Source organism: Brevundimonas sp. G8 (assembly GCF_902506205.1).
Classification (GTDB): domain Bacteria; phylum Pseudomonadota; class Alphaproteobacteria; order Caulobacterales; family Caulobacteraceae; genus Brevundimonas.
Map to the genome: position 1 here is coordinate 1,649,435 of NZ_LR732816.1, position 24,908 is coordinate 1,674,342.

At 68.6% G+C, this 24,908-nt stretch carries 22 protein-coding genes and 1 tRNA gene; 6 read left to right on the forward strand and 17 right to left on the reverse strand.

Annotated elements, in window-relative coordinates:
- The first annotated feature begins 9 nt into the window (after positions 1-9).
- Positions 10-900 (forward strand): acetyl-CoA carboxylase, carboxyltransferase subunit beta, encoded by an 891-nt coding sequence (accD, locus tag CHRYSEO8AT_RS08055; protein WP_159848829.1) that lies wholly within the window; start codon positions 10-12, stop codon positions 898-900.
- On the opposite strand, the gene CHRYSEO8AT_RS08060 is transcribed toward accD, so the two are convergent.
- Positions 855-1,298, reverse strand: a complete 444-nt coding sequence (locus CHRYSEO8AT_RS08060) for a DoxX family protein (protein ID WP_159848832.1) — start codon at positions 1,296-1,298, stop codon at positions 855-857. The genes accD and CHRYSEO8AT_RS08060 overlap by 46 nt on opposite strands.
- A gap of 36 nt (positions 1,299-1,334) precedes the next feature.
- Between CHRYSEO8AT_RS08060 and CHRYSEO8AT_RS08065 the strand changes: the two genes are divergently transcribed.
- Entirely contained in the window at positions 1,335-2,621 is a 1,287-nt protein-coding gene (locus tag CHRYSEO8AT_RS08065; RefSeq protein WP_159848835.1) for a folylpolyglutamate synthase/dihydrofolate synthase family protein, read from the forward strand.
- Positions 2,622-2,809: 188 nt separating this feature from the next.
- Here the strand turns inward: CHRYSEO8AT_RS08065 and CHRYSEO8AT_RS08070 are convergent, their stop codons facing one another.
- The 8 genes from CHRYSEO8AT_RS08070 to CHRYSEO8AT_RS08105 all read right to left on the reverse strand — a co-directional run bounded on the left by CHRYSEO8AT_RS08070 (position 2,810) and on the right by CHRYSEO8AT_RS08105 (position 13,424).
- Positions 2,810-3,007, reverse strand: coding sequence for a hypothetical protein (locus CHRYSEO8AT_RS08070; RefSeq protein WP_159848838.1), 198 nt, complete (start codon positions 3,005-3,007; stop codon positions 2,810-2,812).
- Positions 3,008-3,080: 73 nt separating this feature from the next.
- The gene (trxA, locus tag CHRYSEO8AT_RS08075; RefSeq protein ID WP_135193854.1) at positions 3,081-3,416 is read right to left on the reverse strand and encodes a thioredoxin; all 336 of its coding nucleotides are present in this window, start codon (positions 3,414-3,416) and stop codon (positions 3,081-3,083) included.
- Positions 3,417-3,534: 118 nt separating this feature from the next.
- On the reverse strand, positions 3,535-7,050 hold the full coding sequence (gene addA, locus CHRYSEO8AT_RS08080; RefSeq protein ID WP_236547467.1) for a double-strand break repair helicase AddA: 3,516 nt from the start codon (positions 7,048-7,050) through the stop codon (positions 3,535-3,537).
- Positions 7,047-10,133 (reverse strand): double-strand break repair protein AddB, encoded by a 3,087-nt coding sequence (addB, locus tag CHRYSEO8AT_RS08085; protein WP_236547468.1) that lies wholly within the window; start codon positions 10,131-10,133, stop codon positions 7,047-7,049. The genes addA and addB overlap by 4 nt, the downstream gene beginning before the upstream one ends.
- 157 nt (positions 10,134-10,290) lie before the next feature.
- Complete coding sequence (gene murU / locus CHRYSEO8AT_RS08090; RefSeq protein WP_159851664.1) at positions 10,291-11,004, reverse strand: N-acetylmuramate alpha-1-phosphate uridylyltransferase MurU; 714 nt, start codon at positions 11,002-11,004, stop codon at positions 10,291-10,293.
- 26 nt (positions 11,005-11,030) lie between these two features.
- A complete protein-coding gene (amgK, locus tag CHRYSEO8AT_RS08095) occupies positions 11,031-12,122 on the reverse strand; it encodes an N-acetylmuramate/N-acetylglucosamine kinase AmgK (RefSeq protein WP_159848844.1) in 1,092 nt (363 codons plus the stop codon).
- Positions 12,115-12,573, reverse strand: coding sequence for a tRNA (adenosine(37)-N6)-threonylcarbamoyltransferase complex ATPase subunit type 1 TsaE (gene tsaE / locus CHRYSEO8AT_RS08100; RefSeq protein ID WP_159848864.1), 459 nt, complete (start codon positions 12,571-12,573; stop codon positions 12,115-12,117). Before tsaE ends, amgK begins: the two co-directional genes overlap by 8 nt.
- On the reverse strand, positions 12,570-13,424 hold the full coding sequence (locus tag CHRYSEO8AT_RS08105) for a GNAT family N-acetyltransferase (protein WP_159848867.1): 855 nt from the start codon (positions 13,422-13,424) through the stop codon (positions 12,570-12,572). The genes tsaE and CHRYSEO8AT_RS08105 overlap by 4 nt, the downstream gene beginning before the upstream one ends.
- A gap of 131 nt (positions 13,425-13,555) precedes the next feature.
- Between CHRYSEO8AT_RS08105 and CHRYSEO8AT_RS08110 the strand changes: the two genes are divergently transcribed.
- Positions 13,556-15,640 (forward strand): S9 family peptidase, encoded by a 2,085-nt coding sequence (locus CHRYSEO8AT_RS08110; protein ID WP_236547469.1) that lies wholly within the window; start codon positions 13,556-13,558, stop codon positions 15,638-15,640.
- Positions 15,641-15,653: 13 nt separating this feature from the next.
- Here CHRYSEO8AT_RS08110 and CHRYSEO8AT_RS08115 read toward each other — a convergent pair whose 3' ends face one another.
- Positions 15,654-16,040 carry a type II toxin-antitoxin system VapC family toxin gene (locus CHRYSEO8AT_RS08115; RefSeq protein ID WP_159848870.1) on the reverse strand — a complete coding sequence of 129 codons (387 nt, stop codon included), beginning with the start codon at positions 16,038-16,040 and terminating at the stop codon, positions 15,654-15,656.
- Positions 16,037-16,282 (reverse strand): type II toxin-antitoxin system Phd/YefM family antitoxin, encoded by a 246-nt coding sequence (locus CHRYSEO8AT_RS08120; protein WP_159848873.1) that lies wholly within the window; start codon positions 16,280-16,282, stop codon positions 16,037-16,039. The genes CHRYSEO8AT_RS08115 and CHRYSEO8AT_RS08120 overlap by 4 nt, the downstream gene beginning before the upstream one ends.
- A 125-nt stretch (positions 16,283-16,407) precedes the next feature.
- On the opposite strand from CHRYSEO8AT_RS08120, the gene CHRYSEO8AT_RS08125 reads away from it, so the two are divergent.
- Complete coding sequence (locus CHRYSEO8AT_RS08125; RefSeq protein ID WP_159848876.1) at positions 16,408-18,519, forward strand: S9 family peptidase; 2,112 nt, start codon at positions 16,408-16,410, stop codon at positions 18,517-18,519.
- 75 nt (positions 18,520-18,594) lie between these two features.
- Here CHRYSEO8AT_RS08125 and CHRYSEO8AT_RS08130 read toward each other — a convergent pair whose 3' ends face one another.
- Complete coding sequence (locus CHRYSEO8AT_RS08130) at positions 18,595-18,903, reverse strand: hypothetical protein (protein WP_159848879.1); 309 nt, start codon at positions 18,901-18,903, stop codon at positions 18,595-18,597.
- Positions 18,904-19,150: 247 nt separating this feature from the next.
- Here CHRYSEO8AT_RS08130 and CHRYSEO8AT_RS08135 point away from each other — a divergent pair, with 247 nt between their 5' ends.
- The gene (locus tag CHRYSEO8AT_RS08135) at positions 19,151-21,124 is read left to right on the forward strand and encodes an AsmA family protein (RefSeq protein ID WP_236547470.1); all 1,974 of its coding nucleotides are present in this window, start codon (positions 19,151-19,153) and stop codon (positions 21,122-21,124) included.
- 63 nt (positions 21,125-21,187) lie between these two features.
- Positions 21,188-22,039, forward strand: a complete 852-nt coding sequence (locus CHRYSEO8AT_RS08140) for an alpha/beta hydrolase (RefSeq protein WP_159848885.1) — start codon at positions 21,188-21,190, stop codon at positions 22,037-22,039.
- Positions 22,040-22,056: 17 nt separating this feature from the next.
- Here CHRYSEO8AT_RS08140 and CHRYSEO8AT_RS08145 read toward each other — a convergent pair.
- From CHRYSEO8AT_RS08145 to CHRYSEO8AT_RS08165, 5 genes are all read right to left on the reverse strand, one after another.
- Positions 22,057-22,141, reverse strand: a tRNA-Leu gene (locus CHRYSEO8AT_RS08145).
- 47 nt (positions 22,142-22,188) lie between these two features.
- Complete coding sequence (locus CHRYSEO8AT_RS08150; protein WP_159848888.1) at positions 22,189-22,944, reverse strand: hypothetical protein; 756 nt, start codon at positions 22,942-22,944, stop codon at positions 22,189-22,191.
- A complete protein-coding gene (locus CHRYSEO8AT_RS08155) occupies positions 22,941-23,477 on the reverse strand; it encodes a CcdC protein domain-containing protein (RefSeq protein WP_159848891.1) in 537 nt (178 codons plus the stop codon). Before CHRYSEO8AT_RS08155 ends, CHRYSEO8AT_RS08150 begins: the two co-directional genes overlap by 4 nt.
- Before the next feature lie 62 nt (positions 23,478-23,539).
- Positions 23,540-24,559, reverse strand: coding sequence for a fumarylacetoacetate hydrolase family protein (locus CHRYSEO8AT_RS08160; RefSeq protein WP_159848894.1), 1,020 nt, complete (start codon positions 24,557-24,559; stop codon positions 23,540-23,542).
- Positions 24,560-24,603: 44 nt separating this feature from the next.
- Positions 24,604-24,870, reverse strand: coding sequence for a hypothetical protein (locus CHRYSEO8AT_RS08165; protein ID WP_159848897.1), 267 nt, complete (start codon positions 24,868-24,870; stop codon positions 24,604-24,606).
- Positions 24,871-24,908 lie beyond the last annotated feature (38 nt).

The following is a 24,908-nucleotide window of genomic DNA, read 5'->3' on the forward strand; positions in this document are numbered from 1 at the left end:
AGCCCGCCCATGGTCGACAAGAACAAACCTCAGGAAAAGCGCGGCGGCTGGCTGAGCCGTTTCGCGCCGGGCGTCCGCAAGATCGTGTCGCGCCGGGACACCCCGGACAATCTCTGGGTCAAGGATCCCGATAGCGGCGAGATGCTGTATCGTTCGGATCTGGAGGCGTCGCTGTGGGTGACGCCGTCGGGCCGTCACATGCGGATCGACGCGCCGACGCGCCTGAAGGCCACCTTCGACGGCGGCGTGTTCCAGTCCATCGACACGCCGGACGTGCCGGAAGATCCGCTGAAATTCTCGGACGGCAAGTCCTACAAGGATCGCCTGAGCGCCGCGCGCAAGGCGTCGGGCCGCAAGGACACCATGGCCATCGGATATGGCGTGGTTGGCGGTCAGGACGCGGTCGTGATCGTCCAGGACTTCACCTTCATGGGTGGGTCGTTGGGCATGGCGGCGGGCGCGGCCTTCATCAAGGCCGCGCGCGAGGCGGTGTCCCGCAAGGTTCCGATGATCTGTTTCACCGCCGCCGGCGGCGCGCGGATGCAGGAAGGCGCCCTGTCGCTGATGCAGATGGCGCGCACCACCCTGGCCATCGAAGAGCTGAAGGACGCCAAACTGCCCTACGCCGTGGTCCTGACGGATCCGACGACAGGCGGGGTGACGGCCTCCTACGCCATGCTGGGCGATGTGCATCTGGCGGAACCGGGCGCCCTGATCGGGTTCGCCGGGCCGCGCGTGATCGAGGCCACCATCCGCGAGAAGCTGCCGCCGGGGTTCCAGCGCGCCGAATATCTGCAGGAAAAGGGCATGGTGGACCGGGTCGTGACCCGCGCCGACCTGCCGCGCACCCTGGGTCAGATCCTCTCCATGCTGATGGGCGGCACGCGCGCCGCCGCCTGAGACCGCCTGAAGGGCCAGTCGACCGCGGTCGAGGCCCACAGGCACCACCAGATGATGACCGGCTGAAACAGCAGGCGCGGGCCGTGATAGGCCCAACCAAGGCCCGTGCCTGAGGTCAGGCCATCGACGGCGTGCTGGACGTTGGCGGGGTAAACGCAGACCGCATAGAGGGCCAGGGCCCATCCCGCGACGACGCGCAGGCGCGGGATCATCAGTCCCGCCGCGCCCAGCAGTTCGGCGACACCCGTCAGCGCCACGACCAGGGCGGGGTTCGAAACCCAGTGCGGCGTGATCCGCACGAAGGGGCCGGGGACCATCAGATGCAGCACGCCGGCGCCCAGGAAGACGGCCGCCAGGACGATGCGGGCCGCCGTTCTGATGTGCGGCCTGGAAGTCATGTCGCGGTTCTCGAAATCAGGGGCTAAAGGAGGCGGATGGATCCCGTCTCCGAACGTCTACGTGCGCGCCACCCCCAGCGGATCGACCTGTCGCTGGAAAGAATGCGCGTGCTGTGCGCCGCCCTAGGCGATCCGCAGCATCGACTGCCGCCGGTGATCCATGTGGCGGGCACCAACGGCAAGGGTTCGACCGTCGCCATGATCCGAGCCATAGCCGAGGCGGCGGGGCTGAAGGTCCATGCCTATACCTCGCCCCATCTGGTGCGGTTCAACGAGCGGATCCGGCTGGCCGGCAAGCTGATCGAGGACAAGGCGCTGAACGCCATCCTGGACCGGATCGAGGCCGTGATGGCCGAGACCGACAGCGAGGCGACGGTGTTCGAAAGCACCACCGCCGCCGCCTTCCTGGCCATGGCCGAGACGCCGGCCGACCTGGCCATCATCGAGGTCGGCCTGGGCGGGGTGCTGGACGCGACCAATGTGATCGAACGGCCGCTGCTCAGCGTGATCGCGCCGGTCGATTACGACCATGCGGAGTTCCTGGGCACGGATTTGGCCGCCATCGCCTCGGAAAAGGCGGGTGTGCTGAAGGCCGGGGCGCCGGCCGTGATCGCGCGCCAGCGCGAGGAAGCGATGGCGGCCATCGAACGTCGGGCCGCCGACGTCCATGCGCGGCTGACGGTGCTGGGGGTCGATTTCGACGCCTGGGCCGAGCGGGGCGGCCTGGCGTTCCAGACGGCCGAACTGTTCATGGACCTGCCGGCGCCGGCCTTGGCGGGGGCGCACCAGATCGACAATGCGGCCCTGGCCGTGGCGGCGGCGGTCGAGCTGGATCTACCTGAGACCGCGATCGCCGAGGGGCTGAAGGCCGTGCGCTGGCCCGCGCGGCTGCAACGGATTTCGGCCGGACCCTATGGCGAGGCGGCGCGGGCGGCGGAGGCTGAACTTTGGCTGGACGGGGGGCACAATCCCCATGCCGCAAAGGCGCTGGCGGCATTTCTGGCCGAGCGTCAGGCGCGGGCGCCGCGTCCGCTGGCCCTGATCTGCGGCATGCTGTCGAACAAGGATGCGGGCGGCTTCTTCGCCGCCCTGAAGGACAGCCAGGCGACGGTGTTCACTGTCGGCTTCGACGGGGCGGCGGCCGATCCGGCGGCCTTGGCGGCCGTGGCGCGCGGCCATGGACTGGCGGCGACGCCCGCAGGCTCGGTGAGCGAGGCGCTGGAGCTGGCGTTGAGGCTGGGGGCCGGGCGGGTCGCGATCTGCGGGTCGCTGTATCTGGCGGGGGAGGTGCTGGGCGCCAGTCGAGAGACCTGGCCGGACTAGGCGCCGGATTCTCCCTCCCCCTGCGGGGGAGGGTGGTCGAGCCGCAGGCGAGACCGGGTGGGGGCGGCAGGGTGACGCTACACGGACTTCTCTTCAGTCAAGCAAGTGCCGCCTTGCCGGGCCGCCCCCACCCCGTCGCTGCGCGACGACCCTCCCCCGCAGGGGGGGGGGGAAGCCTGCGTCTGCTTTTACTTGCTCATCCAGGGGCGTGATTTGCCGGCGGCGATGCGGGCGTTCTGTTCGCGCTGGAACCGGCCGCCGCGCGGGGCCTTGGGACGGCCGTCGAGGGCCGCATTCTTCAGGCGCAGGGCGCGCTGGACGGAGGTCTCGCCGGGGATATCGTCGTCAGAAATCGGGGCGGGGATTGGGGTGTCTTCGTCGCTCATGACGGCATCCTAGCATGAAAAACGCCCGCCGGTCGGGACCGGCGGGCGTTTGATCTTCACAGGTAGATAAGGATCAGGCGTCGGCCTTGACGCCGGCCTCGGCCAGCCATTCGACGATCTTGCCCTTGGGCATGGCGCCGACCTTCATCGAGGTCATCTGGCCGTCCTTGAACAGCATCAGGGTCGGGATGCCCTTCACGCCCAGTTTGGACGGGGTCATGGGGCTGTCGTCGATATTGATCTTGGCGACGGTGACCTTGCCGCCCAGTTCGTCGGCGATCTGTTCCAGCGCCGGGCCGATCTGCTTGCAGGGGCCGCACCACTCGGCCCAGAAATCCACCAGCACGGGGGTGGACGACTTCAGGACGTCGGCGTCGAAGCTTTCGTCGGTGACTTTTACCGTCGCCATAAATGGCTCCTTGGGCGCTGGCGCTCGGCCCGCGGGGCCTTTGCTGCTTGAGCGCATGTTGATGTTGGCCGGATGCGTCCGGGTTCGGATGCAGATGTGGGAGCGAATCGCGGGCAATTCAACTGTCCGCCAATGCGGCGTCCAGCATCGCCTGCGGGATCGGCATCAGCTTGGGACCGTCGGTCCAGACCAGGGCGGCCTCGACCGGGCGGTCGGGGTAGAGGCGTTTCAGCACGGTGACATAGACGGCGGCCTGAAGCACATAGGCGGGGTCGACGGTCGCGATGGCGTCGGGCGCGGGGCGGTTGGTCTTGTAGTCGACGACCAGCACCCGGTCGGGCGTGACCACCAGCCGGTCGATGCGGCCGTTGATGGCGACGCCGGGCGGCAGGCCGGGAGCGGATCCGGTCAGGGCGACCTCGGCGCGCGAGCCCTGGCCAAAGACGGGTGCGAACAGGGCGTCGTCCAGAACCGAGAAGGCGGCGGCGATCATCTCGGCGCGCTGGGACTCGTCTAGGTCTGTCTCGCGCGCCAGCAGACGCCGCGCCGCGTCGGGACGGTCTGCGGGCGTGATCTCGGGCAGGCGTTCCAGCAGCCGGTGGATCAGGTCGCCGCGCCGGAACCGGCCCAGCGACGCGCCCCCCGCCGCGCTGCGGGCCAGGGGCGAGGGGGCGGGGATACGGATCGAGCCCTCCATCCGCGACGGTGAAGCGAAGCGGGCGGCGGCGTCGGCCGGAGGGCGGGTGGAGGCCCAGGCGGGCAGGATGGTCGTCGTCGGAGCCGCCAGCGTTTGGTGTGGAACGGTCTCGGGATCGACGCCGAAGCGCAGGCGGCCGTCGTCCAGCATCTGCACCGCGTCCCGCCGGTCCTGGGCCAGACGTTCGAAGGTTCCGGCGATCACGTCCCACCAGCTGCCGACCTCGAACCCCTCCTTGGGCGACTTGGTTTTGCGACCCATGACGATCAGCCGGTCGCGGGCGCGGGTCAGGGCGACGTAGAGCAGGCGCAGGGATTCGGCGTCGGTGCGTTCCACCCGCGCCTGACGCACATCGGCGGAGGCGATGCAGTCGGCCTTGGCGCTGGATGGACACATCAGCCAGGCCTCCGAGCCATCCGGCAGGGTGGCGGGCATCAGGGTGGGCCCCTGCGGCTTCGCCTTGCCCGTGGTGTCGGGCAGGATGACGATGGGCGCCTCCAGCCCCTTGGAGCCGTGGACGGTCATGACGCGGACCTCGTCGCGCGCGCCCTCCATCTCGCGCTTCACCACCACGTCGGCCTGTTCGAGCAGGTGAAGACAGGTCTCCAGATCGCGGCCGCCGCGCTCCTCGGCCGCCAGGACCTGGGCCAGGGTTTCGTCGATGGCTTCTTCCGCCTCGCGGCCCAGCCGGTCCAGGATACGGGCGCGGCCAGAACGGCCATCGGGGCCGACGCGGTTGAGGGCGGTGGAGAAGAAGCTGAACGGATCGCGGTCGCGCGCGGCGATCAGGGCGTGCATCAGGTCGCGCGCGGCGGTCCAGGCGGGATGTTCATGGGCGCGGCGCTGCAGTTCGCGCCACAGGCCGCGCCCGTCGCGGTTGACCTTGTCCGCCAAGGGATAGAGGGCGTCGGCGGGACCGAAGTCGGCGACGTCGCAGAAGGGGCTGCGCAGGATTTCCGCCAGCGACAGGTCGTCGTCGGGGAAGAGGGCCAACCGGGCCAAGGCCATCAGGTCGTCGAAGACGATATGCGCCTTGAGCTTCAGCCGGTCGGCGCCGGCGACAGGCACGCCCTCGGTCTTCAGCGCGCGGATGATCTCCTCGAAGGTGGCGTCGCGACGGCGGACCAGCACCAGGAAGTCGCCATAGCGGACGGGCCGCATGGCGCCGCGCTTTTTCGGAGCGTGGACGGCGACGGCGTCGGCGACCTGCTGTTTGATGTCGCGGGCGAGGGCGAGTGCCAGCTTCTTGCGCGCGCTGTGTTCGCCCTCCTTGTCCACCGGGGCGTTCCAGGCCTCGCGATCGGGGGCGGCGGGGTCTTCGAACAATGGCCATAGATCGACCGAGCCGTATTGACCCAGGCGTGCAGGACGGTGAACGGCGATGTCGCCGGTCTCTCCGACCAGGGCGCGGGTGCGTTCCGGCCCGGCGAAGGCGGCATCCACGAAGGTCAGCACCTCCTCCGTCGACCGGAAGGAGGTGTCCAGCGGCACCTCGCGGAAGTCGGCGCCGGCCTCGCGCACCAGGGCGTCATAGGTCTGGGCCTCCTGACGCAGCCGTTCGGGCCGGGCGCCCTGGAAGGAGTAGATGGACTGCTTCTCGTCGCCGACGGCGAAGACGGTGCGGGGTATGGCCTGATCACGACGCTCGGCGCCCGAGCCGGCGAAGAAGGGCTCCGTCAGGGCGCGGACGATGTCCCACTGATCCGGCGCCGTGTCCTGGGCCTCGTCGATGAGGACGTGCTCGATGCCGCCGTCGAGCTTGTACAGGACCCAGGCGGCGGTGGCGCGTCGGGTCAGCAGTTCGACCGTGCGTCCGACCAGGTCGGTGAAGTCCAGCGCGCCTTGCGCCCGTTTGGCGCTCTCGTAGAGGGCGGCGTGGACGCGGGCCAGGGTCAGGACCTTCTCCGTCTCGTCCGCCACGCGCGCGGCGCGCACCCGGTCCAGGGTCGAGAAGTATTTCAGCGACACGTCGGCGAGATAGGTCGCGGCGCCGGGCGGGGCCTTCGACGTGCCGAACTTGTCGCGGGGCTGGCCTTTGGAATCGATGAAGATCGGCGTCATGGCCGTCAGGGTCGCGGCGGGCGGGACAGCCTCGCGCATCTGGCCGGCGATCTTCTTGTCGTTGATCCCGCCCATGGCGAAGCCGTCGGCGGCGGCCAGCCAGTCGGCGGGGTTCAGCCAGGCCATGAAATCGGCCTCGATCTGATCCGGCGTCTCGTCGCGCGTGACCCCGACCAGGGCGTGCGGATCCGGCGCGGTCCCGGCGTCGATGCGAGCCAGATAGTCCAGCAGGGGCTCGCGCTTGGCCTCGACCGTATCCAGCAAGGAATGGAAGGCGTCCCAGGCCAGTTCGACGGCGAAATGGGCGTAGGCGCGGCCGACCGGACCATCCCCGTCCTTCAGGGCGTAACGGGCCAGATCCTCGCGCGCGGCGTGGGACAGGTTCAGGGCGGCCTGATCCTCGAGCACGGTGAAGCCCGGCGCGACCACGGCCTCCAGTGGAAACCGCCGCAGCAGTTTCTCGCAGAAGGCATGGATGGTCTGGATCTTCAGCCCGCCCGGCGTTTCCAGCGCGCGGGCGAACAGGATGCGGGCGTCGGACAGTTCGCCGCCGGTCAGGGTCGCGGGGTCGCGGCCGTCCAGTTCGGCCAGTTCCTTGGCCAGCGCGCGGTCATCGGCGACGGCCCATTCGCCCAGCCGTTCGAACAGGCGGGCCTGCATCTCGGCGGCGGCGGCCTTGGTGTAGGTGACGCAAAGAATCTCGCCTGGGCGCACGCGTTTCAGCAGCAGGCGGGCCACGCGGCTGACCAGTGTGGTGGTCTTGCCCGATCCGGCGTTGGCGGTGACGAAGACCGACAGGGCGGGGTCGGCGGCGGTGGCCTGATGGGCGCGGGCCATTTCCACAGGGTTCGGGTCGACGGGGCTGAGTTCGGTCATTCGGGCGCCTCGTCCTCGCCGCCGACGACGTGCCATTCCCACACGCGCGCCAGATGGTCGTAGTTGCCGCCGAAATTGCCCATGAACTGAGGCGCGACCCATGATCGATAGGGGGTCGCCTCGTCGTCGAAGGCGGCGACGCCCAGTTTCAGCCGGTCCAGTTCGCGCTGGGCCAGTTGGGCGGCGGTCTGGGTGTTGCCCCGGCCCTGGCGCGAGACGTCCTCGACCTTGCCCGGATCGCGGCGGCCGGTGACCTTGACGTAGAGCAGTTCGGTCGCCTCGGTCGGCGGGGCGGGAAAACCGCCCTCGGCCAGGATGGCGGCGGTCAGGGTCAACTGGGGCGCGAAACCCTGGACGACCTGTTTCTGGCTGGGTGTCTGGCCGGTCTTGAAGTCGAGGACGGCGGCGCCGTCTGCGTCCAGTTCGATCCGGTCGGCGCGGGCGGTCAGGACGAAGGCACCGCCGGGCGAGGAGAAGGCGATCCGGCCCGATTGTTCGATCATCAGGGTGGCGCCGCGCGCGCGGCGATCACGCTCGAACCGCTCCAGCCAGCGGGCGCAGTTCCTGGCCAGGGGGCGTTCGCGGGCGAGGGCGGAATCCTCGAACCCGGCCTCGATCATGGCGTCGACGATGAATTCCGAAATCTGATCGGCGCAGTCGTCGGGAAGGACGTCGGGCCAGACGCGGACGATCTGTTCGATGGCCTCGTGCACCGCATTGCCGCGCGCCATGGCCTCGGCCGAGGCGCCGGGCCGGTCCAGCACCCGCAGGCCCAGGATGCGCTGGGCGTAGACGGCGTAGGGATCGCGCACCCAGCGTTCGACCCCCGTGACGGGCAGTTCGCGCGGGCGGCGCTCGACCGGAGGCGTCGGCGCGGGACGACGCGCATAGTCGGGCGTGGCGCGGGCGGCGGCGTCCAGGGCGCGGGTCCAGTCGGCGACGTGGACCGGCGCGGCGACGGCGACGGGCGTCTCGTCGGTGTTCGCCCCCCGCGTCAGCATGTCCAGCCGCCACAGCCAGCGAGAGCGCACGGCCGGCTGGCCCCCGCGCCGTTCGGTATGGATCAGAATGGCCTCGTCGGCGCAGGCGGCCTGGACGAAATCCTGGGCGCTCTGGCCGATGCGGCGTTCGGGCGGGGGCAGGCCCAGGGTCTTGCGCATGGGTCGTGACAGGAAGGGGTCGATCGGCGCGCCCTGGGGCCAGACGCCTTCCTCCAGTCCGGCCAGGATCATGCGATCGGCCCGCACCAGCCGCGCCTCGATGGCGCCCAGGATACGCAGAGACGGATGCGTCGCCCCGCCGGTCCGAACCACGGCGTCGCCCAACAGGCCCTGAACCAGTTCGACCAGATCCTCGGGCGTCAAGGCGCCCAGCGAGGCCCCGCCCGCGATCAGGTCGGACAACAGTCCGGCTGCGCATTCCCCATCCGGCCCGCCCCAGGCGTTCTGGCCCGCCAAGGCCTCGATCAGCATGGTCAGGGCGCGCGCGGCGGCGTCCAAAGGCGCGTCGGGCGCAAACGATGCGCGGGCGGTCGTGATCAGGCCTTCCAGATGATCCGACAGGGCGCGGGCCAGGGCTAGGCGTTTCAGCTTGCCGTCAGACGAGGGCTGTCCGTCGCGGTCAGTGCCGGCGGCCTTGTCCAGTTTCCTGCGCAGGCGCTCGAAGCTCGTCAGACGCGGGCCGCGCAGGGCCACGGCTTCGAAAGCGACGACGGCGCGGTCGGCATCGACCTCGCCCAGGTCGAGCCGCACCAGCGGGTGTTTCAGCAGACCGAGCAACACCTGGGGATCGGTCGGGGCGGCCATCCAGCGCACGCACAGTTCGACCAGCACGCCCGCAGGCATCCGGTTCAGCGGCTGGCCGGCCGAGGCGTCGGCCGTGATGCCCCACCGCTCCAGCCGGGCGGCGACGCGACGGCCCAGGCCCTGGTCCGGGGTGACCAGGGCGCAGGTTTGACCGGGGGTTTCCAACGTCTCGCGCATCATCAGGGCGATGGCGGCGGCGGTCTCCTCGTCGTGGCGCAAGGTCAGGACTGAAAGCCCTTCCAGCCCCTCGGCGATGGGGTCGACGGCGCGACCGGCCTCTGCGGCGCGGGCGCGGATATGGCCGATCTCGGCGCGCCAGTCGCCAGTGGCGTCGGCGGGCCGCAGGGCCTCGTTGAGCAGACGCTGACGCGCCAGGCCGCGCTGTTCGATCCGCGGTTCGACGGCCGGACGGAACCACGGACGCACGGCATGGCGGTCGATGTCGTGGCGCTCCAGCAGGCGTTTGAGCGCGCGTTGGGGGTGCTGTTCGTTCTCCGCGTCGATCTGGTCCCAGACCCGATCGTCCAGATCCAGATCGAGGCCGGGAAGGACGACGCAGCCCAGCGGCGCACGGGCGACCGCGCCCAGCACATCTGCGGCGGCGGGGACGGTGCCGGTCGAACCGGCGGCGATGACGGCCTGGGTCGGGGGGTGGGCGTCCCACAGTTCGGCGAGGCGGCGCAGCAGGGTGGCGCGGCGCCAGGCCGGATCGACCAGGCCCAGTTCGGCCAGGCGTTTGGGCCAGGCGGTGACGGCGAGGCCCAGGAACTCGGCCGAGCGTTCCCAGTGTTCGGCCATTTCGCCGTCGACCAGGGTGGCGATCCGTTCGGGGTTGGGGATTTCTTCCAGCTGGCAGGAATCTAGGAAGCCGCCGAGCGCGTCGGCTAAATCCAGCGCGCGCATCGGCGTCAGTGTGTCGTCGAACTGTTCGACGATCATCCGCGCCATCTCGAAACGGCGCGTCAGGGCGGGGATGGCGGGCGGCAGATCGAGGCCCAAGGCGCCGGGGGTGAAGGGCGGCTCGTCCTCCTCCAGATCGCCCAGCGGCCGCACCTGGGGCAGCAGGATGGGCCGGTCGCCCGACAGTTTCGACAGGGCGCCGGTGAAAGCCCGCGCGGCCCGGCGATTGGGCAACAGGATGGTGGCGTCCGACAGGGTCTCGGGCGGGAGTTCACCCAGCCAGGCCAGGACGCCGGCGGCCAGGTCTTCGAGGAAGGGGCGGTGCGCGGGGATGGCGTACCAGCGCGGGCTGGACGCCGAGAAAGGGTCGAAGGACACGGGGGCGTTTGCCGTCATGCCCTCCCCCCAAATCCGTCATCCTCGGCCTTGTGCCAAGGATCCAGAGACTCCGTCGAAGACGGGGTGGCACAACGGCCGCCACCGGGAGTCTGGATACTAGGGACAAGCCCTAGGATGACGGGGAGGGTGTGGGGGGTCACGACTTGGCGGTCCCCAGCTTCGCCTCGGCCTGGTTCCGCGCCTGGGGATCGCCGACGTGCATCCAGTCGCCGTCCAGGACGCAGCCGAAAAGACGGCCCTGGGCGGCGGACTTGCGCCACAGGGGGCTGAGGGAGAAGGGGCCTTCGCAGCCGTTGTCGGCGTATCCGGGCCGGGTGATGTGGACGCCCATATAGGCGTAGGGCGCCGATGCGGCCGCGCCCCGGAAGGCCAGGCCTCCCCCCTCTCCAGAAATGGCATCACGCAGGAAGAAATCGCCGTCGCCCTCGAAGCCGATGGAGCCCTCGCGGCGGGCCAGCAGCAGGGCGGCGTCCATCGTCTCGGGGTTCCACAGGCGGACCAGATCGGCCAACGCATCGCCCCGGTCGATCCAGACACTGTCGATATTGGCGACGAAGACGGGCTCCTCGCCCAGCAGGGGATGGGCCTTCTTCAGCCCGCCGCCGGTCTCCAGCAGTTCGGCGCGTTCGTCGGAGATGACGATCTCAGGCCCGCGCCCCCGCGCGGCGAGATGCGCCTCCAGCCGATCGGCGAACCAGTGGACGTTGACCACCGCCGTTTCGACCCCCGCCTCAGCCAGTCGGTCCAGCACATGATCGATCAGGGCGCGGCCCTGAACCTCGACCAGGGCCTTGGGTCGGTCGTCGGTCAGGGGACGCATGCGGGTGCCCAGGCCGGCGGCCAGCACCATCGCCGTCTTGGGCGCGATCTTGTGGGTCATGTGCGCACCTCGGCGGAGATATACCGGTCGAACCAGCGGGCGACGGGCGCCAGGGCCGGCTGTTCCAGATTGGCGTTCAGATGCCGCCACATGCGCGGCAGGAACTGGCGGTAACGCGGCTTGCCGTCGCGGGCGATCAGACGGGCGAAGATGCCGATGATCCGCGCCTCGTTCAGGGCGGCGAGACCGGCGTAGTCGGCCATGAAGGCGGCGCGGTCCACGCCGGGGCGCAGGGCGAAATAGCGATCCAGAGCCTGGGCCTCCAGCGCAGGCGACACGTCGCGGCGGGCGTCCTGAAGCAGGGAGTGCAGATCCCAGGACGGGTGGGCGCGGACGGCGTCCTGGAAGTCGATCATGCCGACGCGGGCGGCGCCGTCTCGCTGGGGCAGCCAGATCAGGTTCTCGGCGTGATAGTCGCGGTGCGCCATGACCGAGGCCCCCGCCGCGCCCGAGGCGACGATGGGCGCCCAGGCCGCGCGCCAGTCGGCGACGGCGGCGGCGTCGAAGCTGACGCGCTCGTCCAATTTCGGCAGCCATTCGACGAACAGATCGGCCCCGCCCTGCAACGCGGTCTCGTCATAGGCCAGCAGGGGCCAGTCGCCGCCGGGTCCGTCAAGCGTTTCGGGCGGCGCGCCCGCGTCGTGCAGGGCGGCCAGGGCCTCGATGGCCGTCAGATAGAGCGGCGTCTCGTCGGCCCCGTCTGCGATGACGCGGGCGAACAGGTCGTCGCCGAAATCCTCCAGCACCGCCAAGCCGTTGGCGGCGTCCAGCGACGGGATCTCAGGGGCGGACAGGCCCAGGGATTTCAGATGGGCGGCGACGGCGGCGAAGGCCTCGATCCGGCCGGCGGACAGGCGGGCGACGGCGTTCCAGCCGGCGGCGTGGCGCTGTTGCGGCGTCCAGGTCGGGTCGGCGGGCGGGCTTTCGGCGGCGGGGGCCTGGTCCATCAGCATCAGGGTCGGGCCGCTAGTCGGCGTCAGCCGCTCGTAACGCCGCGTCGAGGCGTCGCCGGGCAGGGGGGCGCGCACGGCGTCGGCCAGACCGGCGGCCTTCAGGAAGTCGAGACGGAGGATTTCGCGGTCAGACATGCAGTTCCTTCAGCCCCGTTTCCCATCGGCCTACGCCGGAAACGGTCGCAAGGCGGCCCTCGCCCTGTTCGGAGATTTCGATGATCAGTTGATCCGGCCCCAGGAACCGGCCCGGTTCCTCGCCCAGTCGTTCGGGCCATTCGATGACGGCGCAACCCTCGTCCAGCGCCTCGTCCAGGCCGATCTCGAACGCCTCTTCGGGCCGGGTCAGACGGTAGAGGTCGAAATGGGCGACGGGCGGGTCGCTCTCGTAGAACTGGACCAGGGTGAAGGTCGGACTGGGCACGTCCTCGTCCGGCGTGGTCAGGGCGCGGATCAGGCCGCGCGCCAGGGTCGACTTGCCCATGCCCAGCGGCCCGTACAGCAGGACGCTGTCGCCCGGCGCGAGCAGGGGGGCGACAGCCTGGCCAAGGGCGGTGGTGGCCTCGGCGTCGGACAGTTCGATCTTCATGCGAACACCGCGTCGGCATCGGCGGCCAGGGTGCGTTCGGTGAAATGTTTCAGCGCCTCGGTGGCCTTGGCCGCGTCCACGTCCAGCCGGTCGGCGGGGATGGGCAGGCCGACATCGACGCCGAACGGCTTTCCCGCCTTGTTCAGAAGCTCATGGAACAGGGTCACGTCGCGCAGTTCCTGCGAGACCTTGTCGAACAGGTGGAACAGACGGCTGTAGGGGCCGGTGACGTGCATTGGGATCACCGGCGCATCGTATTTGCGCGCCATCGAGGCGGCGGTGGGCGCCCATTCGGGATCGGTCAGGACGCCGTTCCTCTCACGCGCCAGACGACCGGCGGGGAACATGACGACGCAGCGTTCGGCCTCGAACGCCTCTTTCGCCGCGGTCAGGGTGGCGCGGGTCTTTTCGCGGGTGCGTTTGTCAGTGACCCATTCGACGGGGATGATGGTCTCGTCCAGCCGGGGCGAGACGCGGATGGCGTCGGCGTTGGCGAAGAAGATCATGTCGTTGCGCCGCTGTTTGATCGCATCGAACACGGCGAGCCCGTCGGCGATACCGGTGGGGTGGTTGCACACGACGACGCAGCGGCCGGTCGCGGGCAGACGGTCCAGGTTGGTCGTCGTCACCTTCAGCTTCAGCAGGTCGGAGACGTAGTCGAAGGTCTGCGTCCCCGACAGGGTCTGGATGGCGTCGGCCATCCGCACCGCCGCCCCATAGCCCAGCACGCCGTAAAGGGCCGGCCGCACCACGGGCCACAGGGGCGAGGCGGTCAGGCGCGGCGCACGCTCGGCGATCAGCACATCGACGATGTGCGGCTGGCGTCGGGCGGGGAGCGGGGCTGAATCCATGGAAGTCCGCTTGTCGCCGGTTCGGGGGGGCGGGGCAAGATGCGCGGCGTCTTGAGGCGCGATGGCTTGGGCGCTTGGCGATGCGGCGGGCGCCCCCTATCAAGATCGGAAAACCTATGGGGAGTTGAGACATGACGCGTTCACGCTGGATGGCGGCCGCCGCCTTTGGAACCCTGATGCTGGCCGCCGCGCCCGCGTTCGCTCAGGAGGCGGCGACTGCGCCGGCCGAGGCGGCGGCGCCCCCATCCCAGGCTCAGCCGCGCGGCTTGTCGCTGAAGGATCTGGCGATGATGGAGCGGGTCAGCGAGCCGCGCGTCTCGCCGGACGGCCGCCAGATCGTCTACGCCGTGCGCACCACGGACTGGGACGACAACAAGGGCGTCAACGGCCTGTGGCTGGCCGACGTTGCGGGGGGAGAGCCGCGCAGGCTGGCGATTTCCGAAGGCGGCGCCTCCGGTGCGCGCTGGGCGCCGGACGGCGGGGCGATCTATTTCCTGTCGTCGCGGGGTGGATCGAACCAGGTGTGGCGCACGGATGCGGCCGGGATGGCGGCGGCCCAGGTGACGACCCTGCCGTTCGACGTCTCGGGTTTCCGCATCGCGCCGGACGGCAAGTCGCTGGTGCTGGCGGTTTCGGTCTTCGTGGATTGCGACACCCTGGCCTGCACCAAGACGCGGCTGGATGCGCGCGCCAAGTCGACGCTTCAGACCTATGACCGACTGCCGCTGCGCGACTTCGACCATTGGGTCGATACGCGCCGCACCCATCTGTTCGTCCAGCCGCTGAACGGCTCGGGCCTGGGGGGCGGCGAGCCGCGCGATCTGCTGACGGGCCTAGACGCCGATGTCTCGGCGGGCGATTCCAGCTTCGACATTTCGCCGGACGGCCGGACGCTGGTTTACGGCACCCAGACGCAAGGAGCGGGCGAGCCCTTCACCAGCAACAGCGACGTTTTCCGTGTCGCGCTTGAAGGCGGCGCGCCGGTCAATCTGACGGAAGGCAACAAGGGGCCGGACGGCAATCCCGTCTTTTCGCCGAACGGTCGCCAACTGGCCTGGTTGTCGGCTCCGCGCGAAAACGTCGGCGGGGATCAGGCGGCGGTCTGGGTGGCTGACGCCGACGGGTCGGGCGCGAGGAAGCTGACCGACTGGGATCGCGGGGCGGGCGGCCTGCAATGGCGCACCGACGGCCGGTCGCTGCTGGTCTCTGCGGCGGACGAGGGCCAGAACCGGCTGTTCTCGGTCGACGCCCGCAACGGCCGGGTCACGCCCCTGACCCGGACGGGCACGGTCGGGTCCTATGAAGAGGTGGCGGGCGTCCTGGCCTACGCCCACGAAAGCTTCGTCGCCCCGACCCAGATCTTCGTCCACACCAACGGCGAGCCGCGCCAGATCAGCCGCCAGAACGCCGAGGTGCTGGCGCAACTGGACCTGCCCAAGGGCGAGGCCTTCACCTTCGCGGGCTGGAACAATGAGCCGGTGCAGGGATGGGTGTTCAAACCGGCCGGTGCGGTCGAGGGGCGGCGCTATCCGGCCGTCTATCTGATCCACGGCGGGCCCAAGTCGCCCTGGACCGAGAGCTTCTCCTACCGCTGGAACCCGCAGACTTATACGGCCGCCGGCTATGCAGTGGTGATGATCAACTTCCACGGTTCGCCCGGTTACGGCCAGGCCTTCACCGACGCCATCAACAATCACTGGGGCGACCGGCCGCTGGAGGATCTGGAGAAGGGCTGGACGGCGGCCCTGGCCAACAACCCGTGGATCGACGGCGACCGGGCCTGCGCCTTGGGCGCCTCCTACGGCGGCTATATGGTCAATATGATCGCCGGCAAGTGGAACGGGCCGTGGCGCTGCCTGGTCAACCACGCCGGGGTGTTCGACGTGCCCCAGCTGATGAACGCCATGGATATCGGCAACTTCATCTGGGAGTTCGGCGGGCCGAGCTGGGAGCGCAAGGAGGTGTACGACGCCTTCAACCCGGAGACCTTCGTGGGCGACTGGAAGAAACCGATGCTGGTGCTGCACGGGTCGAAAGACTTCCGCGTGCCGATGGAGCAGGGGCTGGCGACCTTCTCGGCCCTGCAGCGCGAGGGCATCCCCAGCCGCTTCGTCCATGTGCCGGACGAGAACCACTGGGTGCTGAAGCCCCGCACCTGGGTCGATTGGCAGCAGGAAATCCTGGACTGGGTCGGCCGCTATACGGCGGCCCAATAGGCCGCCAAGCAGGTCACCAGATCCGGGCGACCCCGAAACTGTCGAACAGGCGCTCGTTGGACACGAGCGTCAGTTCGTTGAGCAGGCCCTGGGCGATCAGCAGCCGGTCGAACGGATCGCGGTGGGCATTGTCCATGCGGCCGGCTTGCGACGCCTCGCGGGCGGTGATGGGAAGGATGGCGAACCCTTCGAGCTCGACCTCGGCCTCGAAGCGTTCCGCCAGAGGCGCGGCCTGCGGCAATCGACCCATGCCGTGTTTGAGGGCGATCTCATAGGCCGAGACCGCGCTGACGAAGACGGTATTGCCGCCGTCCCGTATCGCCGCCTCGGCAGTTTGGCTGAGGCCAGTCTCGCCGGACATCCACCAGATCAGGGCATGGGTGTCGAGCAGCAGCCTCATTCGCCCCGTCCTTCCCACAGGCGCAGTTCATCTTCGGGCAAGGGGTCGAAGAAGCGCGCATCCATCGCCACGACACCCCTGAGCCGCCCCGGCTTGCGATCAGGCTTGGCGGCCGGTTCGAACGGCACGATCCGCACGGCCGGCTTGTCGCCGCGGGCGATGACGACCTCTTCGCCGCGTTCGGCGGCGGCGATCAGTTTGGAGAGATGGGTCTTGGCGTAGTGGACGGTGACGGTGGTCATGTCGCGCTCCCCGAAAGCCTGAGTGGGTCTAACCATCTTAGCTAAGTCACCTGCGCGCAGCAACTTCCGCCCGGCGAACGGCGGTGCTACGCCTTGCCGCAGCAAGATTTCCGAGGAAGAGCTTGATGCGTCACCGTTCCCTTCTGTCCGCCGCCTGCGCGGCTGTCGCCCTGATGAGCGGCGTTCCGGCCTTGGCTCAGGTTCCGCCCGCCCCGGTTCCCGCCGCGCCTGCGACGCCCGACGCCTTCACCTATCAGGACATGATCACCGCCAACCGGCTGGGCGATCCGCAGGTTTCGCCGGACGGTCGCTATGTCGTCTATTCGGTGACGACCACGGATGTTCAGGCCAACAGTCGCGCGGGCAGCCTGTGGATACTGGACCTGACGACGCCGGATACGGCGCCGCGTCGCCTGGCCATCTCGGACCAGGGCGCCAACACCGCGCGCTGGGGCGGGGACGGCAATCTGTATTTCCTGTCGGGAAAATCGGGCGCGAGCCAGGTCTGGCGCGTGGCTTCGCCCACGTCGGCGGCTGTGCAGGTGACCAATCTTCCGACCGACGTGAACGCCTATAGGATCAGCCCGACGGGCGACAAGGTGGCGGTGTCGCTGGCTGTGTATCCCAATGCGGCCGACCTCAACGCCTCTGTTCAACAGGGCAAGGCCATCGCCGAACAGAAGACGACGGGTCAGGTCTACGACCGCATGTTCGTGCGTCACTGGGACACCTGGAACGACCACACCCAGAACCACCTGTTCGTCCAGTCCATCGGCCGCGACGGCAAGGCGACGGGAACGCCTTCCTGGATCACCAAGGGCTTCGATGGCGACACGCCGTCCAAGCCGTTCGGCGACGAGAGCGAGTTCGTCTTCACGCCGGCGGGTGACGCCGTGGTCTTCTCGGCGCGCCTGGCGGGCCAGACCGAGCCGTGGAGCACCAACTTCGACCTGTGGAAGACCAACGGCCTGTCGGGCGACGGCACCTTTACTAACCTGACCGACGACAACGACGCCTGGGACACCGGCCCGGTCTTCTCGCCGGACGGGCGGACCCTGGCCTATCGCGCCATGGCGCGGCCGGGCTTCGAGGCGGATCGCTATCAGATCGTGCTGATGGATGTCGAAACCGGCCAGAAGCGCGAGATCGCGTCGAACTGGGATCGGTCGGCGGATACCCTGCAATGGTCGCGCGACGGACAGACGCTATACACGACGGCGGGCGACGTCGGCTCAACCAAGCTTTTCTCGGTGGATACGCGCAACGGGGTGGTGACGCCGATCACGGGGGCGGGCCACGTCTCGGCCTTCCAGCAGACGCCGTCGGGTTTCGTCTTCGCTCAGGACAGCCTGCGCGAGCCGGGCGACCTCTATTTCAAGACCTATCTCGGTCGCGAGATGCCGCGCCGCCTGACCCAGGCCAACCCCGCATTCGCCGCCAAATCGTTCGGCGAGTATGAGCAGTTCAGCTTCCCCGGCTGGAACAACGAGACGGTGCACGGCTATGTCATCAAGCCGGTCGGCTATGTCGAAGGTCAGAAATATCCGGTCGCCTTCCTGATCCACGGCGGGCCGCAGGGTTCGTTCGGCGACGGCTGGTCCTATCGCTGGAACCCCGAGACCTATGCCGGCGCGGGCTATGCGGTGGTGATGATCGATTTCCACGGCTCGACCGGCTACGGCCAGGCCTTCACCGACGCCATCAGCCAGCACTGGGGCGACCGCCCGCTGGAAGACCTGCAGAAGGGCTGGGCGGCAGCGCAGCAGAAGTACGGGTTCCTGGACGGCGACAACGCCTGTGCGCTGGGCGCGTCGTACGGCGGCTATATGATCAACTGGATCGCCGGCAACTGGTCCAACGAGTTCAAGTGCCTGGTCAACCACGACGGCGTCTTCGACACCTTCGGCATGGGCTATTCCAGCGAAGAGCTGTGGTTCACGGAATGGGAATACGGCGGCACGCCGTGGTCCAATCCCGAGGGCTATCAAAAGTTCAACCCGGCCAACCACGTCGAGAACTGGAAGACGCCGATGTTGGTCGTCCAGGGCGATCGCGACTTCCGCATTCCGACCGCCCAGGGCCTGTCGACCTATACGGCCCTGCAACGTCGCGGCATCGACAGCCGCCTGATCGTCTTCCCCAACGAGAACCATTGGGTGCTGAAGCCGGCCAACAGCCTGCAATGGCACAATGAAGTGTTCGGCTGGCTGAACAAATACCTGACGCCGGCGCAGTAAGACCCTTCAGTCTGGAACGACAAAAAGGGGCGCGGTCGTCAGACCGCGCCCTTCTTCATGCGTCCAACCGAAGGATCAGAGCGAGGCGCGCATCTGGGGCGCGCCGGCCAGGCGATCATACTGGTGCGCGGTCATGCAGCGCGGGGCGGCCCAGCGCTGGCCCGACTGGCGGGCGGCGACGGCCTGTTGTGCGGTGACGAAGGTGGGGGTCACGCCGTTGTCGCGCTGATAGGCGAGGCGCGAGGCCGCGTCGGTTCCACAGACCCTGACGGACTGGAGCACCGCGGCGCGTTCGGTGCGTGGCGTCGAGCTTTGGGCCAGGCTGGGCGACGCGGCGGCCGCCAGGGCGGCGACGATCAGGGCAGGGGTGAGAAAACGGGTCATCGGGTCATCCTCCATGGCCTGAATTAAGATCAGGACTCTGACGAAATATGCGCCGATATTTCCATTTGTAAAGAATATGCGACAAGTTCACGTCAAATAGACGACGATCAACGATAGGTTGACGTTGCGGCGCCAAACTGGAGCTGATGCGTTCTCTGTGGCTGACGGAGACGAGCGATTGTCGAACCCACGGAATTGGCGGACTTTTCGGGCTGACGTGCATCAAAGGGCGCTGGTTCCAGCAGGCGTGCGCCTGCGGTCCTGGCGCGACTGGGTTCGCGACAATGACCCCGTCTATGCGGCGGCGCGGCGGCCCGGATCGGCGGAAAAATGGGCGGCGGGGGTGGTGCTGGTCCTCGTCGCGGTCGTGGTGCTGTTCCTGGCCCTGTTCGACTGGAACATGCTGCGCGGACCGATCGGCCGCTGGGCTTCGGTCAAATACGATCGTCAGATCGCCCTGACGGGGGATCTGGACGTCAACCTGTTCAGCTGGACGCCGTCCGCCGTGGTGCGCGGGCTCAAGGTCGGTGGGCCGGACTGGGCGCGGGATCGCGACACGGCCGACGTCGACGAGGTCCGCGCCTCGGTCAGGCTCAGGAAACTGCTGGCCGGCCAGATCGAGATGCCGCTGCTCAGCTTCACCCGGCCCAAGGTCGTGCTGATCTCGACCAAGGACGGCCGCAAGAGCTGGGAGCTGAACCCGGACAAGCCCGACACCGGCGAGGGTCTGAAACTGCCGGTGATCCAGCAACTGATCATCACCGACGGCCAACTGTCCTTCGACGAGCAGCGGCGGGGCCTGACGCTGCAGGCCGCCGTCAATGCGCGCGAAGCCGCCAGCGGCGCCGGCTTCCTGCTGGACGGGCGAGGCACGGTGAACGGCTCGCCCCTGACGCTGAAGATCGAGGGCGGTCCCTTCATGAATATTCGGCGCAACCGGCCCTATCGGTTCGAGGCCGAGGTCAGCGGGGCGGGGTCGTCCCTGACCGGCAAGGGCGCCATCACCCGCCCGTTCGACTTGGGTCGGTTCGATGCGACCCTGACGATGGAGGGACGCAATATGTCGGACCTCTATCTGCTGACGGGCGTCACCCTGCCCAATACGCCGCCTTATCGGCTTTCGGGCGCGCTGAACCGCAACGAGCGGATCTGGACCTTCAAGGATTTCGACGGGCGCGTCGGCGCGTCCGACCTGTCGGGCGAGGTGCGGGTCGATTCCGCCCAGCGCCTGAGGGTCGATGCGCAACTGACCTCGCGCCGGCTGGACATCGACGATTTGGCCGCCGTGCTGGGTGCGCGGACCCGGACCAATGCGGCCGGTACCGATACCGAGGCGCCGGTCGCAGTCGGCGGCAAGCTGCTGCCCGACGCCAAGCTTCAGACCGAACGCCTGCGCACCATGGACGGAACCCTGACCTACCGGGCGGCTGCGGTGAAGGCGAACGAGTTCGACGTGCGGGCCGTGAACCTAGGGGCCGATCTGAAAGACGGTATACTCAAGCTCGACCCGATCAGCTTCAACTTCAACCGGGGCGAAATGAACGGCACGGCGCGGATCAATGCGACCCGGGATACGCCCTACAGCACCGTCGATCTGCGTCTGTCCGGCTATCCGCTGGAATCGATCATTCCCGCCCGTAACGGCTCGGTTCCCTTGAGTGGTCGCGCCCTGGGTCGGGCCAGGCTGGAAGGGCCGGGCGCCTCGATCCATGATTTTGCGGGGGCGTCGAAAGGCTCGCTCAGCCTGGTGGTGCCGAACGGCAAGATGCGGGCGGCCTTCGCCGAACTGCTGGGCATCAACGCCAGCGCGGGCCTGCTGAAACTGCTCAGCGGCGATCAGTCCGAAAGCCAAATCCGCTGCGCCGTCGCCGATTTCAGCGTCAGCAGGGGCACGGCGACCGCCCGCACCTTCGTCATCGATACGGATGTGGTCCTGGCTCAGGGCAAGGGCACGATAAACCTGGGGGCCGAGACCATGAACCTGCGCATCGAGGGCGAATCCAAGAAGCCGCGCCTGCTGCGCCTGTGGGCGCCCATCACCGTCTCCGGCCCGTTGACGGCGCCCAAGGTCGGGGTCGATCTGGGCGATGTGGTGTCGCAGGGCGGTCTGGCGGGTCTGCTGGGCGCGGTGGTGGCGCCGGTCACCGCCCTGTTCGCCTTCGTCGATCCGGGCCTGGCCGAGGACGCCGACTGTGGTCGACTCATTGCTGGGGCGCGCTAATCATCGGGGTGACGAAGACCGAATCGGCGGCGCGAACGTATTGACCGCGATGGAACCTTGCACATGACCCGCCGTGGCCTGTTCGCGCCCGCCCTTGGGCTTTTCGCCGCCGCCTGCTCGCCGCTGGGCCTGCTCAACACCCTGGGGCCGAGGGACGGCGGGGTGCGCCGCGTCGCGCGCGACATCGCCTATGGCGACGATTCGCGCCAGCGGATGGACCTCTACGCCCCGACCGCGCCGGGACCGTATCCGACCCTGGTCTTCTTTTATGGTGGCGGCTGGGATTCCGGTTCGCGCAGCCAGTACGGCTGGGCGGCCCAGGCCTTGGCGGCGCAGGGGTTTGTCGTGGCCCTGCCCGACTATCGCGTCGTGCCCCAGGTCGTCTTTCCCGCCTTCATCGAGGACGCCGCCGCCGCCACAGCCAAGGCGGCGGATGTGGCGGCGCAATATGGCGGCGATCCCGCGCGCCTGGGTGTGCTGGGCCATTCGGCGGGGGCGCATCTGGCGATGATGATCGCGCTCGACCGGCGATACATGGCCGCCGTCGGTCGGCCCGACCTGATCAAGGCGGCGGCGGGGCTGGCGGGGCCTTACGACTTCCTGCCGTTCGACGTGGCGGCGTCGCGCAACGCTTTCGGCCGCGCGCCGGATCCGACCCTGACCCAGCCCGTCACCTTCGTGCGCGCCGACGCCCCGCCGCTGTGGCTGGGCCACGGCACGGCAGACACGGTGGTCCACGACGAGGACACCATCATTCTGAACGATCGGATACGCGCGGTCGGCGGTCGCTCGGAGGCCAAGCTCTATCCGGGGCTGGACCACGCCGACCTGATCGCGACCTTCTCGCCCCTGTTCCGCAAGAAGGCGACGGTCCTCGCCGACGTGGCGGGGTTCTTCCACCGGCAACTGGGCTAATTAGGTTTTCAAGAAGGTGGTGCGGGCGGCCGGAATCGAACCGGCACTCCTTTCGGAACAGGATTTTGAATCCAGCGCGTCTACCAATTCCACCACGCCCGCAGAGGCCGCCTCATGCCACAGAGGGTAGAGGCGGGTCTAGTGTTCGTTCAGCGTTCCGTCATGCTGAAGGTCATTCTTGTCGTGAAGACGCCGCCCGCCTGCATAGGCGCCCCGTCGATGCGTTCCACTCGCCCGCTTGTGATCATGCGCAAGGCATGGCGGCCAAAGCCCGAGCGTGCGGGGTTTTCGTCCAGAAGGGCGCAATCTTTGGGTTTGCCGCGTTCATCAACGGAGCACTGAATCAAAGCTTCCGCATAGCTGGCTGAGGGCAACGTCGGCGGCGGGGTGATCCTTGGTGGGACGGCCCAGACGACATCCAGTGGGCGGGGATCATAGATTGCGTCGGCAGCGTTTTCCAAGGCGATCTCGCAAGCCGTCATGACCGCGTCGAGCGCCGCATGATCGCGGGGAAGGGCGAGTTGGTAGCGTTGTGCTCGACGGTCACCCTCCGCAGGAATGCGCACGGTGAAGCTTTCTGACGAACGAAGGTGGCGCGCGTAGATCGAGGGGGCTGGAGCCAAAACGACCGAGCCGTTGCTGTTCGGCGCAACCGACCAGGCCGAGGATACCAGCACCGGGGCGCGAAGACTGACGTCGAGTTTCCGAGTTCCTTCGGACCCAGCCATTGCCGGCAGTCCTCCCAACGCGAACACGAACCGTCCGTTTCGGCAGGCCGCCGAGAGGGTCACCCCGACATCATATTCAATAGACGCAGCTTCCAGGCCGTCCTTTTTCGTGGCCGTCCACGCCAGATCCGACACGACGGCTTCTTGTGCGAGCGCCAACAACAGGCCCACGATCACGCCACGACCTCCACATGCCCGTCCGTTCCACCCGCCTGGATGCGGCGGGCGCGGATGTACATTTCGACGCGCTGCATGACGATCAGGCCCATGGCGAAGACCAGGAAGGCGTCGGTCACGGCCATGGCGTTCAGGTGCCATTCGGCGGCATGGCTCTCGATCAGGTCGCGCAGCAGCGACCGGCCCGCGAACAGCACGACCAGCAGGATCAGGCCCAGCGGCGACGCCTGGGCCATCAGGGAGCCGTCCGGTTCCTTTTCGATGGTGACGGTCTTGCCGCGATACCAGCCGGCGACACCGCCCAGCAGGCCGCCGATGGCCAGCACCGCCCAGGCGGCGGGGCCGAACGGAGCGTGGGCCATTTGGGGGTTCTGCATCATACCCCACAGGCCCAGGCCGATCAGAGGCAGGACGATGGCTGGCATGACCCACAGCAGATGCGGCTTCAGCACCCGCTTCCTGCGGTTCTTCAGCAGCACGACCACCAGCATGATCGGGATCATGAGCAGCGGAATCAGTTTTTCAGGCGGCACGTCGTCTCTCCCCAGGACTTGATCCGACCTCCCCCGAGGCCGGCGTGATCAACCTAATGCCGTCACACGTCGCTGGAAAGCGGGCCGACGGTCTGTTCGATGGCGCCGAAGATGGAGTGGTTGCGGTCGTCCAGCATCTCGATCCGCACCGTGTCGCCGTGCTTGAGGAAGGGGGTCTCGGCGGCGCCGCGCAGCAGGGTCTCGACGGTGCGGACCTCGGCGATGCAGCTATAGCCCAGGCCGCCTTCCGACACCGGCTTGCCGGGGCCGCCGTCGGCGTCCTTGTTCGACACGGTGCCCGAACCGATGATGGTGCCGGCGCCCAGCGAGCGGGTCTTGGCTAGGTGGGCGATCAGGGTTCCGAAGTCGAAGGTCATGTCCACGCCGGCGTCGGCCTTGCCGAACTCGGCGCCATTCAGTTGGACGTTCAGCGCGCCGTGCAGCTTGCCGTCCTGCCAGCGGTCGCCCAGCGCTTCGGGCGTGACCAGCACCGGCGACAGGGCGCTGGCGGGCTTGGACTGGACGAAGCCGAAACCCTTGGCCAGTTCGGCCGGGATCAGGTTGCGCAGGCTCACGTCGTTGACCAGGCCGACCAGCCGGATGGCGGCCAGGGCCTGTTCCCGCGTTGCGCCCTGCGGCACATCGCCGACGACCACCACGATCTCGGCCTCCAGGTCGCAGCCCCAGGCCTCGTCGGCCAGGGGGATGGCGTCGCGGGGCGCCAGGAAGCTGTCGGAGCCGCCCTGATACATCAGCGGATCGGTCCAGAAGGTGGCGGGCATTTCGGCCCCGCGCGCCTTACGCACCAGTTCGACGTGGTTCACGTATGCCGAGCCGTCGGCCCACTGATAGGCGCGGGGCAGGGGCGAAGCGGCCTCGTGTTCGCGGAAGCGGCCGCGCGGCACGGCCTCGTGTTCCAGGCTCTCGGCCAAGGCCTCCAGCCGGGGCCCGCACTGGTCCCAGTCGTCCAGCGCCGCCTGCAGCGTCGGTGCGATCAGGAAGGCGTCCGTGAACCAGTTCAGGTCCTGCGAGACGACGACGAGGCGGCCATCGCGGCCGTGCTTGAGCGAGGCGAGTTTCATGGACAAAGGCCTAAACCGAATTCACGGGGTTGGAAACCGAGCGATCACGCGTTTGGCGTCAGCAGGGCGCGGGCCTCGGCGCCGGTGCGGGCGGCGGCGTCGCGAACCTCGACCTCGACGATGACGCCGCCCTTGGGCTCGACGGCCCAGAGGTAGCGCCGCTCGACCTCGACCGTGCGGCCGGACGGGGCGAAGCCTTCGTAGCTGTCGCCCCAGGGTGTGATCTTCTTCAGTTCGACGAAGGGCATGGCGCAGGCGGCGTCCAGCTCCTCCTGGGCCATCACGGTCAGTTCGTCGTCGGGTGCAGGCATGGGCATGTCAGTCTGAACGAAGGGGAGTGAGGAGGGAT